11 protein-coding genes are annotated in these 15,983 nt (G+C 35.7%); 2 read left to right on the top strand and 9 right to left on the bottom strand.

All coding sequences use genetic code 11. The features are described 5' to 3' along the window. Positions 1-10: 10 nt before the first annotated feature. Complete coding sequence (locus K292_RS0101925) at positions 11-526, bottom strand: SF0329 family protein (protein ID WP_027398425.1); 516 nt, start codon at positions 524-526, stop codon at positions 11-13. A 293-nt stretch (positions 527-819) separates the two neighbouring features. Here K292_RS0101925 and K292_RS0101920 point away from each other — a divergent pair, with 293 nt between their 5' ends. Further along, a complete protein-coding gene (locus K292_RS0101920) occupies positions 820-1,245 on the top strand; it encodes a DUF3788 domain-containing protein (protein ID WP_245570815.1) in 426 nt (141 codons plus the stop codon). A gap of 196 nt (positions 1,246-1,441) precedes the next feature. Here the strand turns inward: K292_RS0101920 and ligD are convergent, their stop codons facing one another. From ligD to K292_RS18435, 8 genes are all read right to left on the bottom strand, one after another. Beyond that, positions 1,442-3,880, bottom strand: a complete 2,439-nt coding sequence (gene ligD / locus K292_RS0101915) for a DNA ligase D (RefSeq protein ID WP_027398423.1) — start codon at positions 3,878-3,880, stop codon at positions 1,442-1,444. A 3-nt stretch (positions 3,881-3,883) separates the two neighbouring features. Beyond that, complete coding sequence (locus K292_RS0101910) at positions 3,884-4,111, bottom strand: Ku family protein (protein ID WP_027398422.1); 228 nt, start codon at positions 4,109-4,111, stop codon at positions 3,884-3,886. Between the two features lie 593 nt (positions 4,112-4,704). Beyond that, positions 4,705-6,213 (bottom strand): carboxypeptidase M32, encoded by a 1,509-nt coding sequence (locus K292_RS0101900; protein WP_027398421.1) that lies wholly within the window; start codon positions 6,211-6,213, stop codon positions 4,705-4,707. A gap of 541 nt (positions 6,214-6,754) precedes the next feature. Next, positions 6,755-8,938 (bottom strand): M56 family metallopeptidase, encoded by a 2,184-nt coding sequence (locus K292_RS0101895; RefSeq protein WP_027398420.1) that lies wholly within the window; start codon positions 8,936-8,938, stop codon positions 6,755-6,757. Between the two features lie 2 nt (positions 8,939-8,940). Beyond that, positions 8,941-9,303 carry a BlaI/MecI/CopY family transcriptional regulator gene (locus K292_RS0101890; protein WP_027398419.1) on the bottom strand — a complete coding sequence of 121 codons (363 nt, stop codon included), beginning with the start codon at positions 9,301-9,303 and terminating at the stop codon, positions 8,941-8,943. Positions 9,304-9,509: 206 nt separating this feature from the next. Beyond that, positions 9,510-9,974 (bottom strand): hypothetical protein, encoded by a 465-nt coding sequence (locus K292_RS0101885; RefSeq protein WP_027398418.1) that lies wholly within the window; start codon positions 9,972-9,974, stop codon positions 9,510-9,512. 218 nt (positions 9,975-10,192) lie between these two features. Beyond that, complete coding sequence (locus K292_RS0101880) at positions 10,193-13,612, bottom strand: S-layer homology domain-containing protein (RefSeq protein ID WP_169515405.1); 3,420 nt, start codon at positions 13,610-13,612, stop codon at positions 10,193-10,195. 770 nt (positions 13,613-14,382) lie between these two features. Then, entirely contained in the window at positions 14,383-14,565 is a 183-nt protein-coding gene (locus K292_RS18435) for a hypothetical protein (protein ID WP_156900440.1), read from the bottom strand. Positions 14,566-14,670: 105 nt separating this feature from the next. Here K292_RS18435 and K292_RS0101870 point away from each other — a divergent pair, with 105 nt between their 5' ends. Continuing rightward, positions 14,671-15,969 carry an amidohydrolase family protein gene (locus K292_RS0101870; RefSeq protein ID WP_027398416.1) on the top strand — a complete coding sequence of 433 codons (1,299 nt, stop codon included), beginning with the start codon at positions 14,671-14,673 and terminating at the stop codon, positions 15,967-15,969. Positions 15,970-15,983 lie beyond the last annotated feature (14 nt).

Raw genomic sequence — 15,983 nt, 5'->3', positions numbered from 1 at the left:
GTCTTGATTTTTATATATTTTCTGCACTCAACCTTAATTGATAGAAAAGTTGAAGCCATTCTGGTTGTTGTTCCATCACTTTTTTTATTTCTACAAGAGTCCTTTTCCCAAGTCGTCTATCCAACACTGCAAACATTTTTTCAAGTGGATTTTCAGATTTTATGCTTTCTTGGACACTTTGATTGCGATATTTTTCAAGTGCTTCACAAAATTCATTATCGGTATATTCTGTACGAGATTGTATAGGTACAGTACCAATAAGCGACCAAAATTCGCTCCAATATTCTCTAATGCCAACAGGATCACAAGATTTCGTATATCCATTTTCAATGAAATAAGTATTCACTGTTTCCCAAGAGAATTGCTTTATCAATTTACTATCTATATAAATTTCAAAAATATGACAGCCATCCATACCAACATAAGAGGTGCAGTTATATCTTACTCGACTTTGTAAGCTGCAAGCCAGCATCTCCTTTTCCAAATATTTTCGCATACCACTCCAAGAGCCCAATATCTTTCCCATGCTATACCTCATCTCTATACAAATTAAGCTATATTTTATTTATTTTACAACTTTTAGATAAGGATTTCAATTGCAACAACAACTACTCCCCAAACACAACCAACTTCTGACCACGAAAAACCTTGTACCTATCAGTTGTAATATTCTGCTCAAAATTTTCTCATTGTTCATAATAGGTAACTTGAAAGCTTTACTTTACTATGGTAAACTTTTCTTTATTTACTACTATATTTTCAAATGGTAGTGTCAACTTTTATGCTCAAGGAGCAAATTTATATTTTACAGAGGTATGTATGATGTTAAATTTAAAAGATATTAATTATCAACCAAATATTCAAGAAATAAGTGAATATATAAATAATTCTATTTTTACTCAATTTTATAACTTTATAAATAATGAATATAAAGCTATCTGTAAAATTGAGTATAGTAAAGATGTGTGGGCTCGTGGCTGGAATATCAAATTAAGAAAAACAGGAAAATCTCTTTGTGTTATTTATCCTAAAGAAGGCTATTTTACTGTATTAGTTGTTATAGGAACTAAAGAAAAAGAAAGAGTTAACGATTTATTACCACAACTATCAGATCAAATACAGAAAATTTTTCACAATACAAAAGAGGGCAACGGACAAAGATGGCTTATGATAGATTTAGTTGATAATGGTTGTTTATATCAAGATACATTAAAGTTAATTCAAATTCGAAGAGAAAGTAAATAATGATTCTACTTCTAATTCATCCTTATAGGATTGTATACTTTTATTCTCTGGAATATGATACTGCATAGGATGATTTGATTTCAAAACAGCATTCCTAATTCCCATATGATAAGATCAACTATCATTAACATCAATACAATTCATTTTGCAAGAAATTGAGTTTATGATTTTTTAAATATTAAAAGCTATTTACTTTTTATTTCAGCATTTGTTGGTTCTTAAAGTAATCCTTCCAAGGATCATTTCCGTCAATCCTCAAAAGAGCCTCTTTCATATCAATACCATCTGGTGCTATCGTATCCAGCTCCTCCCAAAGGATAGGCATTGATACCTTTGCACCTTTTCTCCCTCTTAAAGAATAAGGAGCAACACTAGTAGCACCTCTCCCGTTTCGAATCCAGTCAATAAATATCTTACCTCTTCGATTAGCCTTTCTGACATTACTTGTATAGCGATCAGGCCATTTTTGTTCCATCACTACAGCAACTCCCTTGGCAAAATCATGAAAGGTATCCCAGTTAGCCCCAGGCTTTAAAGGAACAACCACATGATAGCCTTTGCCTCCACTTGTCTTAAGATATGCTTCTAAAGAAAGCTCATTTAGAATATCTTTAACATCCTGTACCCCTTGGCGCACCCTACTCAATTCCATATCTTCATCAGGATCCAAATCGAACACCATCATGTCGGGCTTTTCCAGAGTATCCACAGAGCTTCCCCATGTATGAAATTCCAAAGTTCCCATTTGAACCTCGGATAAAATTCCGAATTCATTCTCAACATAAAAGTACTCTTCCTCTTCACCTTTTCCATTGGCAATGGGGACAGTGATAATTCCTTTACTTTCTGATGTTGGATGCTTCTTATAAAAACATGTTTGGGCAATTCCCTTGGGACAACGCAATGTAGTTAAAATTCTATGGCTTACATAAGGAAGCATACGAGGAAGTACTTTCTCGTAATACCGAACAACATCTGCTTTTGTTATCAGAGGATCATCATATAAAACTTTATCGGGATTTGAAACCCTAGTTCCTCCGATAATAACGCTCTTCTTTCCCTCCATTGGCTCCTCTCCTTTGTTTGTAGAAAATTCATGTAAAATTTCATTTTCTAAATTTTCCCTTTTTACCTCTTTTGCATTTTTGTCTGTACGCAATCCCTTAAAACTTGCCTGCCTTAATAAATTTTCTTTTGTCCACTCTGCAAATTTAATTTCAGCTACCAACATGGGTTCAAGCCAAGTGATCTCTTCCTGTTTTCTAGGCTTAGGTGGCGACTGAAAAGGTGAATCCATTCTTTTTAAATGGCTGAATTCTTCTTCCAGCACCTTCATATCCTTTTGACTCATTCCCGTACCGGCACGTCCAGCATAAATAAGGCTTTCACCTTCATAAATACCAAGTAAAAGTGAGCTTACACCACTTAATTTTTTATTAGAAAGTATATATCCTCCGATAACAAACTCCTGCCTTTTTTCACATTTCAGTTTAATCCAATCGCCATTTCTGGTTCCTCTGTAGATAGAATTAACTTTTTTACCTACAATTCCCTCCATACCGGCCTCACAAGCCGCGGTGAAACTTTCCTTCCCCATTCCCCTGATATAACGACTATAGTAAAGATTCGGAGGAGCATCTTTCATTAAAGTTTCAAGAATTTCTTTTCTTTGTATAATGGTATAACTTCGTAAATCTTTACCATCTAAAGCAAGTATATCAAAAACAATATATGTCAGTTTTTCAGACTTAGCATTTTTTAAATAATTCTGCAAAGCTTGAAAGTCGGTTTTCCCCGTTTCATCCGTAATTACCATTTCGCCATCCAATACCATTGACCTGCCTCCAACCCAATTTATTAAGGCTGAAGCAATATCATAAAATCGCCTCTGATAGTCATTGCCATTTCTTGTAACCAATCGTACATGATTGTTCTCTATAAAGGCTACAATTCTATATCCATCATATTTCATTTCATAAATCCAATCGTCCCCCTCGGGAACTTTGTTTACTAACTTAGCAAGCTGTACGTCAACTTTATCAAAAGGATTAGCGGTGAATTTTTTTATTTCACCCTGTTCAATTTCCTCCATGGTACGTCCTGTTCTAATGCTTGTGGTAAAATCTGAAATTCCGTCAGTGAGATTGGCGTACTCATCTTTTTCTTTCAGTAGCAACCAATTATCCTTTATATCACCCTGTTTACTCTTCAAACGAATCAATGCCCACTTCCCTTTCATTCGCCTTCCTTGCAAAGTAAATTTGAGTTCTCCTCTACGAAGACCCTCCTCAACATTTCCATATGGCTCCCAGAAGCCCTCATCCCAAAGCATAACAATGCCTCCACCGTATTGGCCCTTTGGAATTGTCCCTTCAAAATTTCTATAATCTAAAGGGTGGTCTTCCACATGTACAGCAAGCCTTTTTTCCCTTGTATCATATGATGGCCCCTTGGGAACTGCCCAGCTTAAAAGAACGCCTGCCCATTCCAAGCGAAAGTCATAATGATCTCTTCGAGCCATATGGTGTTGTACCACAAAATTTAAAGATTCTTCGTTGTTAATTTCTGTACCTTTAGGTTCCAATGTATTTTCAAAATTTCTTTTTCCTTGATACTCCTTAAGTTTTATATCCATACTTTATGCTGATTCCTTATCATTTTTCGCTTTCTCAATGCTGGCTTTCAAAGCTTCCATAAGACCAATAACTTTTGCGGAACTGTCAGGCTCTGTAGAAACAATCTCTTTACCTGATATTTTTATCTCAATTAACTCCCGAAGCCTCTTCTGATATTCATCTTTATATTTAGATGCATCAATGGGAATTGCTACCATACCAAAAGTGACCATTGATTTCCGTGCTGCCATAATATAACACCTCCTCAACCTATTATTTCCTGTAGCATGATATATATTCCATTAATACTGACTTACTTGAAATTCCAATCTCCTATAATTTTTTTATAATAAAAGCCAAGGATTTTGCTCCTCGACTTTCATAAAATATTTATTTGAATAACACAACATGGCTTACTTTTCTTAGCCACTTCAATCAGTTCCTATATAAATCCATTAATGGCAAAGAGTATAAAATGTTTTTAACTGTCATCTCTTTTTCAAGTAATACACTCCTGATTTTGATCAATAATTATATAAACTCCTGAATAAAATCTTATTCATCAGAAACATAAAACCATGTTATCATAAAATAATATAGATATTTTGAAATCTGGACTGCAAACTCATCCTTATTAGTTTTTTCAAGAATTGTAATTGGAACAGTAAGTGTATCAATTGCATGTTCTGCAACCTTTATAAACATATACATTAACCAAAACAAGGTCTGAGTTTTTAAGCACTTACTTTACATGTAAATACATAAAAAGTTTAAACTCAACTTTTTATAAAAATTATTATTACATATTGACAAGCCAAATACAATACACCAGGGTTTTAAGTGTTTAAATGCTATATAACTTGCCAAATTTATCATTGAGATACTCTATAAAGTATTTTGCACTCAATTCCTCGCCTGTAACTTTCTTTATTAATTCAGCAGGCTTTAACGTTGCACCATACTTATGAACATTTTCCTTTAACCATTTAGTAATAGGCACAAAATTACCACTGTAGATTTTTTTATTCCAATCAGGAATGTCTTTTTTCAGTTTATTGAAAATTTGCGCCCCATACAAGTTTCCCAGTGCATAAGTTGGAAAATATCCAAAGTCACCGCCAGCCCAATGAACGTCTTGTAATACTCCGTCAGCATAATTTTCCGGTTCCACACCCAAATACTCCTTATATTTTTCATTCCAAAGCCCCGGAACGTCATCAAGTTTAATATCACTGTTTATCAGGAGCTTTTCAATTTCATAGCGAATGATTATATGAAGACTGTAAGTTAATTCATCTGCATCAATCCTAATTAAAGATGGTTCCACGTAGTTGATTGCTTTATAAAACGATATAATATCCACCCCTTCAAGTTCTTTATAGGTTTGTTGAAATTTCGGATAAAAATAACTCCAAAACTCCATGCTTTTTCCAAGAATATTTTCATAAAACCGTGATTGAGATTCGTGCATACCCATTGATGCTCCTGAACCTAAAGAGGTTCCCTCAAGTTCATCCGGAATATTTTGCTCGTAGATTCCATGACCACCTTCGTGAATCATAGAGAAAATTGCAGGTCTGAAATCCGAAGTATCATATTTTGTAGTTATCCTGACATCCTTATTCCCAAAGTTCGTCGTAAATGGATGCTCAGATACATCAATTCTTCCTCTTTTTTCGTAGTCATAACCGATATATCCTAAAATGGTTTCCCCTAGCTTTCTTTGGCTTTCAACAGAGTAATTTCCTATTAAAAAAGTATCATCGGTTTTAATATTTGAATTTTTAATTCTTTGAAGTAAATTAACGAGTGATTCTCTCAATTCTCTAAATACTATATCAAGCTTTTCTGTTGTCATTCCGGGTTCATAAATATCTAAAAGACCATCATACTTGTTGCCGGTAAAACCCCAGTATTCAGAGAACTTTTTATTATAATCGATGATTTTAGCAAGGTGTGGCTTAAAAATGGAGAAGTCATTTTTCTTTTTAGCTTCCTCCCATGCACTTTGCGAGAGTGCTTTATCAATTTCATATTGAACATATTCAGCTTCAGGTATTTTTGTTGCGTAGTTATAATCTTTCGTAATATTTTCTATCATGGCTTTGGTTAAATTATCTAAGTCATCAATTCCACTAAAATAATCAATAAACTCTTTCATTTTTTCTGACGTAGTAAGCTTATAGCTCTCACCTGTTAAGTATCCAATCATTTGGCTCCTGTATTCAATTGCCTCTTTTGGCATATTAACAACGCTATCCCAATGCAATAGCGAAATAGAACTACCCAGATAATCTACTTTTTTAAGATATTCTTTCAATTCTTCAATTTTTGTAATTGCTTTTTTATTCATTTTAAATCTCCCTTTTCTTATATTGTTTACCAAATATCACTTCATAACTAATGAAGATTAAACGGTGAGATCCGTCCAAGGTTTATGGATACGGCAAAATTCGTAGCTCCAAAAGCCCCATTATTATAATGTAAAAGCAAGATAAGCATTTATTCTAGTATCTCGCCGATTACTACTTGCTTTTTACCCTTATTATTCTTAATTATAATTTATGATATACCTTCATAGGACTCAAATAATTTCTTTTTACTTTTCAAACAATTCCAAGGTAAGTAAATACTTTTCATCTTATGACTTTATACTAATCTTTTTAACTGTCATCACAACACGGTATCATTATAACAGTCTTAAAGCGTGTCATCTGGATTTTTTAATTGCTACATACTACATAGTACATTTCAACCTATCGATTTGCTAGATACATTTGACGGTGATTCCTTATTTTTCAAGGCTTTTCAGTCTTCCAATCATTAATTCGGAGAACACATATCAATGGCACTTTTACACCACTGGTAGACGGGAACATATTCAAATATAATCTCTAATGACCAAAACCCTCTATTTTCCATCCCGTCTGAGGAGTCTCATAAACCATACGACAATCCCAAAATTGCTCTCCGCTACTAATAGTAAACTCCTTTTTGTATTTGAGGTCAACCGTCACTCTAAAAATTTTGGTGTTTTTATCTAGTTCATCAATCAGTTCGACATTCAATAGTTTTGCAGATCTCAGGTTATCAAAGCTTGATTTGGCATCGATACCCGCATCCGTTAAAGGTAATCCGATCCCCTCGTTAAATAATTCTTTGTTTAACATATTTGAGGTTAAATTTCCCAACAGAGTTTTTTTCAAAATACAGTACTCAGCAGTCTTAGCGTCCTTCTTATCCAGCGAAATAAAATATTCCTCAACAACCTGCTCCGGATCTAATTTAGATAATCTTTCTTCCATACTGTCCGCTTTAATCATTTGCGAAAACCACTCATTAAGAGTTAGTCCTGTTACCTTTTCAAAACTGTTTCCTTTGAGACTACAAGCATTAAAAGTGCTATGCCGCCCAGCACTGATGAAGGCTCCGATTATTTTTCCACTATTTTTCACAACAATACCTCTGCAATCCTGTATCGGATAAAACTCCTGCGGCATGCTCTCATGAATTCTATAAATATTAACGTCAATTTCTGCGGTATTTGAATATCCGCTCATATCCAGGCCAATGTCCTTTGAAAGCTGATTGTTATATGCAAAATAATATGAGTTTGGATTAAAACCCGATAAGGCTTTAATGTTGTTGAGTTTGTTATTCATAGCGCTAATCTGATAATCCAGCGTCCATCCATATTTCTGAAACAGAGCCACAGCATCAACATCATCAATATGGGCGACTATGTTTGTGTTCTCCAGGAACGAATCAATATAGCGTGCAAAATCTGTCCCTGCTTCGTAAAGACCACCATCTTTTAAAATATAGGCTTTATTATACAGTGTATCATAGTAAAGCTTGCAGCTATTTCCGCCAATTTTATTAGATAATTTTATCATATACTGATTAGTATGATTGTTGTTCAAATCCTTCTCTTTAGTAGGTGTTAGACTGATTCGTAGCGTTGAATCAATGAATTCAACTATTTTGGAATCTGTTGTCTCAAACTCGTTTACAGGCTTAAAACCCATCATATCGGAGAGAAATTCAATTTTTACTCTATTATACTCCGTATGATATACTGCTTCTGGTATGCCTGAAGGACTTTCTGCTACAGTATCTTCTAGTTGAATCGTATCACTCTGCTTAGGATTTGCTACAAGTCCAATACTGATAGCTACAACCGCAATAATTACAACAGCAAAAACCCAAAACCTTGGTTTTTTATAATTTAGAACGTTCTTAATCCTGCCTCTTACGTTCCCCTCACCAAAAGCAAGGGGACTCCCATTTAAAATATGCTTTTCAGTTGCAAGTGACAATAATGAATTAGCATAAAGTTTTTTAATATCTTCATTATTTAACTGTTTTAGTACTCTTTCGTCGCAGGAAAACTCCATATCCCTACTCATTAACAGAAATGCTATCCACACCAGAGGGTTAAACCAGTGTATGGACAATATAAGGAATGCTATCACCTTAACGATATGGTCTTTTCCATGAATATGGTTCTGCTCATGTAGCAAAATATATCTTCTCTCAGTATCATTAAGCCCAACTGGTAAATATATCTTAGGTCTTACCAATCCAAGTACAAAAGGTGTTTTCAAATTCTTAGCTTCGAAAATATTCTTGTCTATTAATTGTGCATTTTTAAGCTGTCTTTTTAAGTTGAAAATAGATACAAGGCTATAAACAAGCAATGATATTATACCTAAAATCCAAATGTACGCTCCTATTTCCACATAAATCTGAAGTGGATTTACACTTGCGCCAACAGTAGGCACGGAAAATGAATTGCTCACAGAAGAATCAACTACTTCTATCCCACTATTAACCTGTGGACTCTGCTGATAAATGATATCATGTGGAATTGGTACAGTATTTGTATTCCGTGGCATAAGACTAAACATGCTTTCAACGGAGAATGGAATTATTAGACGAAAACCAACCACACCCCATAAGGCATAGGATATGACTTTTGGAGCTTTTTTAATTGCCAGTCTAATAAGTACCACAAAAATAATTACATAACTTGCCGTAAGGCTCATATTTAAAACAGTAAAAAATAGTTTACTCATTATTACACTTCCTTGTGCTCATCAATCAATCTTTTCAACTCTTCAGCCTGATGTTTACTTAATTTTTTACCACTGATAAATGCTGTTAGGAATTTTGGCAGTGATCCGCCAAATGTATCCTCAACAAAACGTATACTTTGATTTACGTAATATTCATCCCTTGTAATTAGAGATGAAACAACAGCATTTTCATTTTGAAAAACACCTTTTTTGCATAACTTTTTCAGTACTGTATATGTTGTAGACTTTTTCCAATTCATTTCTTTAACACTTAGCTTGACAAGGTCGCCAGAACCAATCGGCTCATTCTGCCAGATTAATTCTGCAAATTTCTCTTCAGTTTCTGCAAGTTTATAATAATTCACGATAAACCTCCTTGGTCTATTCAAGATCGACTTTATGTTGTAAGTCTATACCATATAAACCAAATTGTCAATGAAATGAGCGTATATAAAATAGGATTTGCAATAAAAAAACACCTCCGTTACAAAAAATCACCCACAGATGTGAGTGATTTCATGGGTTTATATTAATTGTTCCATAATATTTTGCTACATGAAAATATCTTACTTCAGCTCAAAGAATTTCTCCTTATCAGCCTGCTTTGAATTCTCCAATACTCTGGGTGCATTAATAAGGTTGGCAAATAATAATTATCCTCTTTTTTACCAATAAATGATAACTTATCTTCGATTTGGATTCTTCCTTGTTCATTATTCGTATAATAAAGGATTTGATTTTCAAATTCGCTCCAATTTCTATGGATATCTATATTATGCAAACAATGATAAAGTATCTGTTCGCCGATATAACTCTTTGTGTTGTTTATCCTTAAAAAGACTTGATCCATTTCTAAATCATTCCATGTAACATCATCTATATTGGCTTTACCAAGCTGTTCACATTTCTCATCATGATATATTTTGATTTTGTCCAACCGATTTCTTCCTGTAACAATTTCATCATTTTCTATAGGATTTTTTCCAAATCTATCTTTTAGTCTTTCCTGTCGTAATTTTCTTGATCTACTATTCATTACGTAACCCCTTTTCCTTGATATGGTTCATAATTTAAACCATAAACCAAGGTGAGGGTCAATATATTTTTATAACTTGTTAAATAATTTTGTTTCTTAAGAGTAAGATACAGTTATATGAGATTCACAATTAGAAAATCATTAAATAAATACAGTAGTGATACATTGCCAAAATAGAGTGCCCCATTTATGAGACACCCCACTTTTAATACTTATTTTTATTTATTAATTAACTCCGATTCTACCAATAAATTCTTAACAGCCTGTGCAGCTTCCGCATAGGTTAAGTTAGCTTTTGGTGAAATATTTGTAGCACTTGTTCCGTTGAAAACATGCGCAGCAAGTACTTCTTTTACATATGTTCCTGCCCAGCCACTCACATTAGAAAAATCTGTGTAATTCTGATATTTCGTTGTATCATTTCCTTTAAGTGCTGTAAGCTTCATGGCTCTTTGGTACATGGTCATCGCTTCTTCTCTTGTAATCTTAGTATCGCCTCTAAATGTTTCATCTGAGTATCCCGAAATAATTCCATATTCATTGGCTATCAATATAGCTAAGGTTCTTTCACCTGTACTACTTACATCTGTAAATTTATTTTCATGGGTAGAACCTTCTCTGTACAAGCCTAAGGCTCTCACGATATATTCTGCAAAATCTGCTCTCGTTATTGCTTTATTAGGCTTAAACTCCTCTGAATTAAAGATAATTAGTCTGGAAGCTAAATCATTTACAGCATCTTTTGCCCAGTGGTTTTCCACAGATTTTACAGTAACTGGATTCCAAATAATTGAATAATCTGAGTTCGTTAGGGACTTCAGCTTGGCATACCATGTACCATCCTTTTGATATACCTTCGTAGGTACATGGCTGTAGGTACCATCCGGATTAAATACAATACCTGTTGTAACCTGATTTGGATCTACGCTTGCCGGAATCTCCATAACTCTTTCCACATAGTTACTAAACTTACTTATAGACTGTTCCTGCACTGTTCCATCTGTTTTTGTGGTCTTTGCTACGATTTCAAATTCAACAGGTGAGAATACTAACTCTGCACCATTTACCTTGGCAACTTCGTTGTACTTTTCAACCAATTTTTGATCTAACTTGGTAATTTTCACTTCAACTTTGATGTCTTCCAAATCTTTTTCTGTAACATCTAAATTTTCCGCCACTTTACTTATGGTAAACTCTTGGGCCGGAATAACATATTCGATGTTTTCACGTTTTATAGATACATCAAAAGTCTCCTGTTCTAATTTCTTAACAATATCTCCGGTCAACTCAACTTTCGCAACTTGAGATTTTGTATCCGATACGGGTATTTGAATTACATTATCTGTTACGCTTATGTCATTCTTGATTACTTCATTAATTTTACTTTCAATAGCTTTATTATCCACTTTTACAGTTACCGTCGTTTTGCCATCTTCTGTAGTATTAATTTTCTTTCCCGCATTCTGTTCTTTACCATTTACGATTACAGGTACGGATTGTTGACTTTGCTTTGTTGTATTTGTACTGCTTCTATGTTTTGAACTTCCTCCGCTAGATCCACCACTTGATGTATACGTTGCAATATCTATCTTTAACGCATTGCTCACATTTCCATCTGCATCTTTTACCTTGATGTAGATGTCTTTTGCTCCTGTTGTTAGTCCCGTTGGATTGCTAATGGTTGTTTCATCTGTTGTGCAGGCTGTTCCCGTTCCGCTTGTATCAATGGTCGGCTCACTTGCTCCGTCTGCTACTATAGCATAATAGTAACTTCCTGCTTCATTAGAGGTAAACTTTACTATGCCTTCTGTATCGCTGGTTCTCTTCACTTCTCCTGCGGTTAGGCTTGGTGCCGTGTTGTCCGGTGCCATATAGGCAGCAATGTCTATTTTTAACGCATTGCTTACATTTCCCTCTGCATCTTTTACCTTGATGTAGATGTCTTTTGCTCCTACTGTTAGTCCCGTCGGATTGCTAATGGTTGTTTCATCTGTGGTGCAAGCTGTTCCGACTCCGCTTGTATCAATAGTAGGTGCCGTTGCTCCATCTGCTACTACTTTATAATAGTAGCTACCTACTTCATTGGATGTGAACTTTACTGTGCCTTGTGTATCATTGGTTCTAGTGACTGCTCCGGCCGTTAGAATCGGTGCGGTGGTGTCCAGTGTTGTAAATGTGACATCACTGCCATAAGTCGTCCCTGCCGAATTTATGGCATAGGCTCTGACGTGATAAGTAGTGTTCGCTGTCAATCCCGTTATGGATGTTGTAAAAGTGCCGGCTGCCTCAGCGGCCCCCTCATCGGTTTTGCTGTCCGCTGTCGTGGGATTGCCGGTCGTGTTCCAGCAAACGCCGTGGGCGGTGGGATTGGGCGCGCCAAGGTTTGTGATATTGCCGTTACCCGTCGCCGTTGTTGTTCCGATGCTACTGACGTTCTGTGTCGTCACCGTGGGTGCGGTTACGGAAGTCGTAAAAGAGACCTGTGAGCCGTAGCTGGTGCCTGCCGAATTTATGGCATAGGCTCTGACATAATAAGTAGTGTTCGCTGTCAATCCCGTTATGGATGTTGTAAAAGCGCCGGCTGCCGCAGCGGCCCCCTCATCGGTTTTGCTGTCCGCTGTCGTGGGATTGCCGGTCGTGTTCCAACAAACGCCGTGGGCGGTGGGATTGGGCACACCAAGGCTTGTGATATTGCCGTTACCCGTCGCCGTTGTTGTTCCGATGCTGCTGACGGGCTGTGTCGTCACCGTGGGTGCGGTTGCGGAAGAGGCAATGTATTCATAGGCACCAATATCAATTTGTGTGTCTCTGCTAAGTCCGCGCTGGTCAGTCGATGGAACCGAAACGCTCCCGTTCATCCCCCCATCGCCGGCATTAATCGCTACACTACCAGACTGTAGCGCCAACGTCTTCGTACTGCCTCCATTATCTGCAAGCTCTGTACTTAGACCAAGTGACGTTTGTTCGCCTAACTTGTCCCCTGTACCGGTAAAACTTGAAGAATTGTGGTATTCAATAATATTGTATCCGTTATCTGTTATGTCTCCACTAAAATGGTCAAAATCATTAGAATTAACGTTGTTCTTCGCACTGTTCCCTGCAGCGATGGTATTTTTTATATTCAAAGTTCCTAACTCAATGGAAATCCCGCCACCATTTTTGACGGCAGAATTATATGCAATCGTACAGTTGGTCATAATTGACATACTTTTATCAAGGTACAATCCTCCGCCATATTGATCCGATGAATTATTTGCCACCGTACAGTTGGTCATAATAAACGATGTTGAACCATCGACATGTATGCCCGCTCCTTTGGATACTCCAGAATTGTTGCTGATCGTTGAATCGGTAATTGTCGTTTGCCCTGCCGTATAAATTCCGCCGCCTCTGTCATTGGATGCTACTGAATCTGATGAGCTATTTTCGGATATAACAGAATCGTTTATAGTAAGCGTAACCTTTGAATTTTCTGAATCAACTCCAAAGCCTATCTTTGAAGCTTTATTGTCATGGATGTAACAATTGGATATAGTTATGTCTCCGTTGGTCAGCTCTAATCCGCCGCCACCATAATAAGTTACAGTGTCGGCTAAGAATCCGTATCGTATTTCAAGACTGTCAAACGAAACAGTCACGTCCGAATCAACAGTGAACACTCTGCTTATATTGTCTCCGCAGCTTGAGGCCGCCTGAATGATCGTTGTTCCGGTGCCATGCCCCTGTAGGGTGATGTTTTTGTCTATGGTAAAACCCGTTGTCTCTGCATCGTCAATCTCGTCGTCATCTGTCCATGTGAATGTCCCAGTCAGATCAAGCCTATCGCCATCATTTGCCACAGCATATCCTTTGGTAAATGTCTTATATGGATTCTCTGATGTACCGTCACCGCTGGAATCATTGCCGGTACTTGAATTGACATAGATTGTACTCGCCGCGCTAACCTGTAGGGTCATGGCAGGTAACAGACTCACCACCATTGCCAGTGTTAATGTAACAGCTATGTATTTTCTTCTAATTCTTCTTTCCATATTCCATCCTCCCTATTTGTCAATAGATTTTTTGTTGAAACCTCAGTTTTTCAACTAATATTTTTTAACGTATTCTAACAAAAGCACCTTTCTCGAATATTCCCTTGCATTTCGTGCAAAATATAAGGTTTTTAGGTACACAAACCAAACATCATTCATATATAAAGGTTCTGCGTTGTCCATTTTCCCTTACGGCATCTAAAACTTCTAAAACCATATTACACTACTCATAATAAATCTTTCAAGAAAAAATTAGAATTTTTTGGTAATTTCTAAAAAATAAAATACAAAATTGTAAGTCATCGACTTGTCCCAAATCTTGTTTTTTATTATTAATGTCAATACTTCTTCTTTTCCTGTTTCAAACAACTATATATTCACAAATTTTCCCATCCATTATCTATAAGTATAATCAGAAACAATTTTACAAAAGTCTCATATCCCAAACATTCCTCAAGATTTTCAAATACCTTTCTGGTATTTTCTTTTTCCTTACTATCTATCAGTATTGCTTCAGTGTAGTTCATATAGTCATATAAATTGTAAATATATCTTGACATAGTGAAGTATTCGAGTTAAAATCAAACTAATCAAACTGTAAAGATATTATTAGTTTGATTTGTAGTTAAATATAAAAATGAATTTAACAAAAAGGAGTAATGAAAATGAATGATTATGTAATTAAATGTGGAACACTGATTGATGGAACAGGACGACCACCAATTAAAAATGCAAAAATTCTAGTTAAAAATCAAAGAATCTCAAGGATAGAACAAAAGAACGGGACAGATTTAGATAACTATCCTCACATTGTTGATGCTTCTGAAAAAACAGTATTACCTGGATTAATTGATTCTCATAAGCATATTTTTAATTGTGGTGGCTCAAATGTTGGAGTGGGGCTGAATACTTCTCAAGTAAAAGAGAACATACATCAAATATATAAAGGTGGTGTAACCTCAGTACTTGACTTAGGGTCTCCATATGATATAAAATCAATGGCGGAGCTACCTCAGAAAAAACCAAAAATATTTTATGCCATTTCCATTCTTACTTGCCCCAACGGTTATCCTGGTGAATACATGGATCATAAATTTTACGAACTTGGTTCAGTAGCAGAATGTGAAACGGATCAAGATATTAAAAAAGCTGTTAAAAAACTGTATGAAATGGGAGTAGCTGTTATAAAAACTGCTGTCGTAACAAGAACCTTTGATGGAAAACCTCAAGCTTGTTGGACAGATAAACAATTACAAGTACTTACAGATGAGGCACATAGTTATGGACTTCAAGTATGTGCACACATAACTTATAAAGATGACTATGCACAAGCTGCACGTTGTGGAATTGATAGTATCCACCACGCTGCATTTGATGGAAAGATGTATGAAAAAGACCTTGAAGAAATGATTAGTAAAGGTATTATTTTTGTTCCAACATTGAGCTTAATTGATTTGATGGTGGCAGGACTTAAGGAGAAATGGATTAATAATCAAAACTATAATCCACCAGTAAACGAAGAGATTAAAGAAAACATGAGAATTTTTACAGATGCATTTCACAATGGCCCTGATGATAAACCAGTTGGCGACTTATTTATAAAAGTTGCAAAATCACAACTTTGCACAATTCCAAAGTTTCAACTTGATAATGTTAAAGAGTATATAAAACGCGGAGGAACTGTTGCAATGGGTACTGATTCTTCTCTTGGATTTTCACTTCATACAACCCCTGTAAGAGAAGTTGAATTACTTGCAGCAGCCGGTTTATCAAACATTGAAGCAATAAAAGCATCTACACTAACAGCAGCATCTGTTTTTGGAAAAGATCATAAAATAGGTTCAATTGAAACTGGTAAATTGGCTGATATTTTAGTTGTTAACGGGGATGTTACCAATGATTTATCTGCCCTTGGAAATACTGAAATAGTATTTATTAACGGAGAAATAGTATATCAAAAGTAATATTTAAAGGAGAA

The sequence above is a fragment of the Anaerovorax odorimutans DSM 5092 genome (assembly GCF_000426305.1).
GTDB classification, from domain to species: Bacteria; Bacillota; Clostridia; order Peptostreptococcales; family Anaerovoracaceae; genus Anaerovorax; species Anaerovorax odorimutans.
This window is presented reverse-complemented; position numbering and strand designations above follow the sequence as displayed.

What these genes read in the sequence shown, in the direction of transcription:
- K292_RS0101925 (WP_027398425.1), bottom strand. Translation starts at nt 526, where the DNA reads ATGGGAAAGATATTGGGCTCTTGGAGTGGTATGCGAAAATATTTGGAA.
- K292_RS18435 (WP_156900440.1), bottom strand. Translation starts at nt 14,565, where the DNA reads ATGTCAAGATATATTTACAATTTATATGACTATATGAACTACACTGAA.
- K292_RS0101910 (WP_027398422.1), bottom strand. Translation starts at nt 4,111, where the DNA reads ATGGCAGCACGGAAATCAATGGTCACTTTTGGTATGGTAGCAATTCCC.
- K292_RS0101895 (WP_027398420.1), bottom strand. Translation starts at nt 8,938, where the DNA reads ATGAGTAAACTATTTTTTACTGTTTTAAATATGAGCCTTACGGCAAGT.
- K292_RS0101885 (WP_027398418.1), bottom strand. Translation starts at nt 9,974, where the DNA reads ATGAATAGTAGATCAAGAAAATTACGACAGGAAAGACTAAAAGATAGA.
- K292_RS0101920 (WP_245570815.1), top strand. Translation starts at nt 820, where the DNA reads ATGATGTTAAATTTAAAAGATATTAATTATCAACCAAATATTCAAGAA.
- K292_RS0101870 (WP_027398416.1), top strand. Translation starts at nt 14,671, where the DNA reads ATGAATGATTATGTAATTAAATGTGGAACACTGATTGATGGAACAGGA.
- K292_RS0101900 (WP_027398421.1), bottom strand. Translation starts at nt 6,213, where the DNA reads ATGAATAAAAAAGCAATTACAAAAATTGAAGAATTGAAAGAATATCTT.
- ligD (WP_027398423.1), bottom strand. Translation starts at nt 3,880, where the DNA reads ATGGATATAAAACTTAAGGAGTATCAAGGAAAAAGAAATTTTGAAAAT.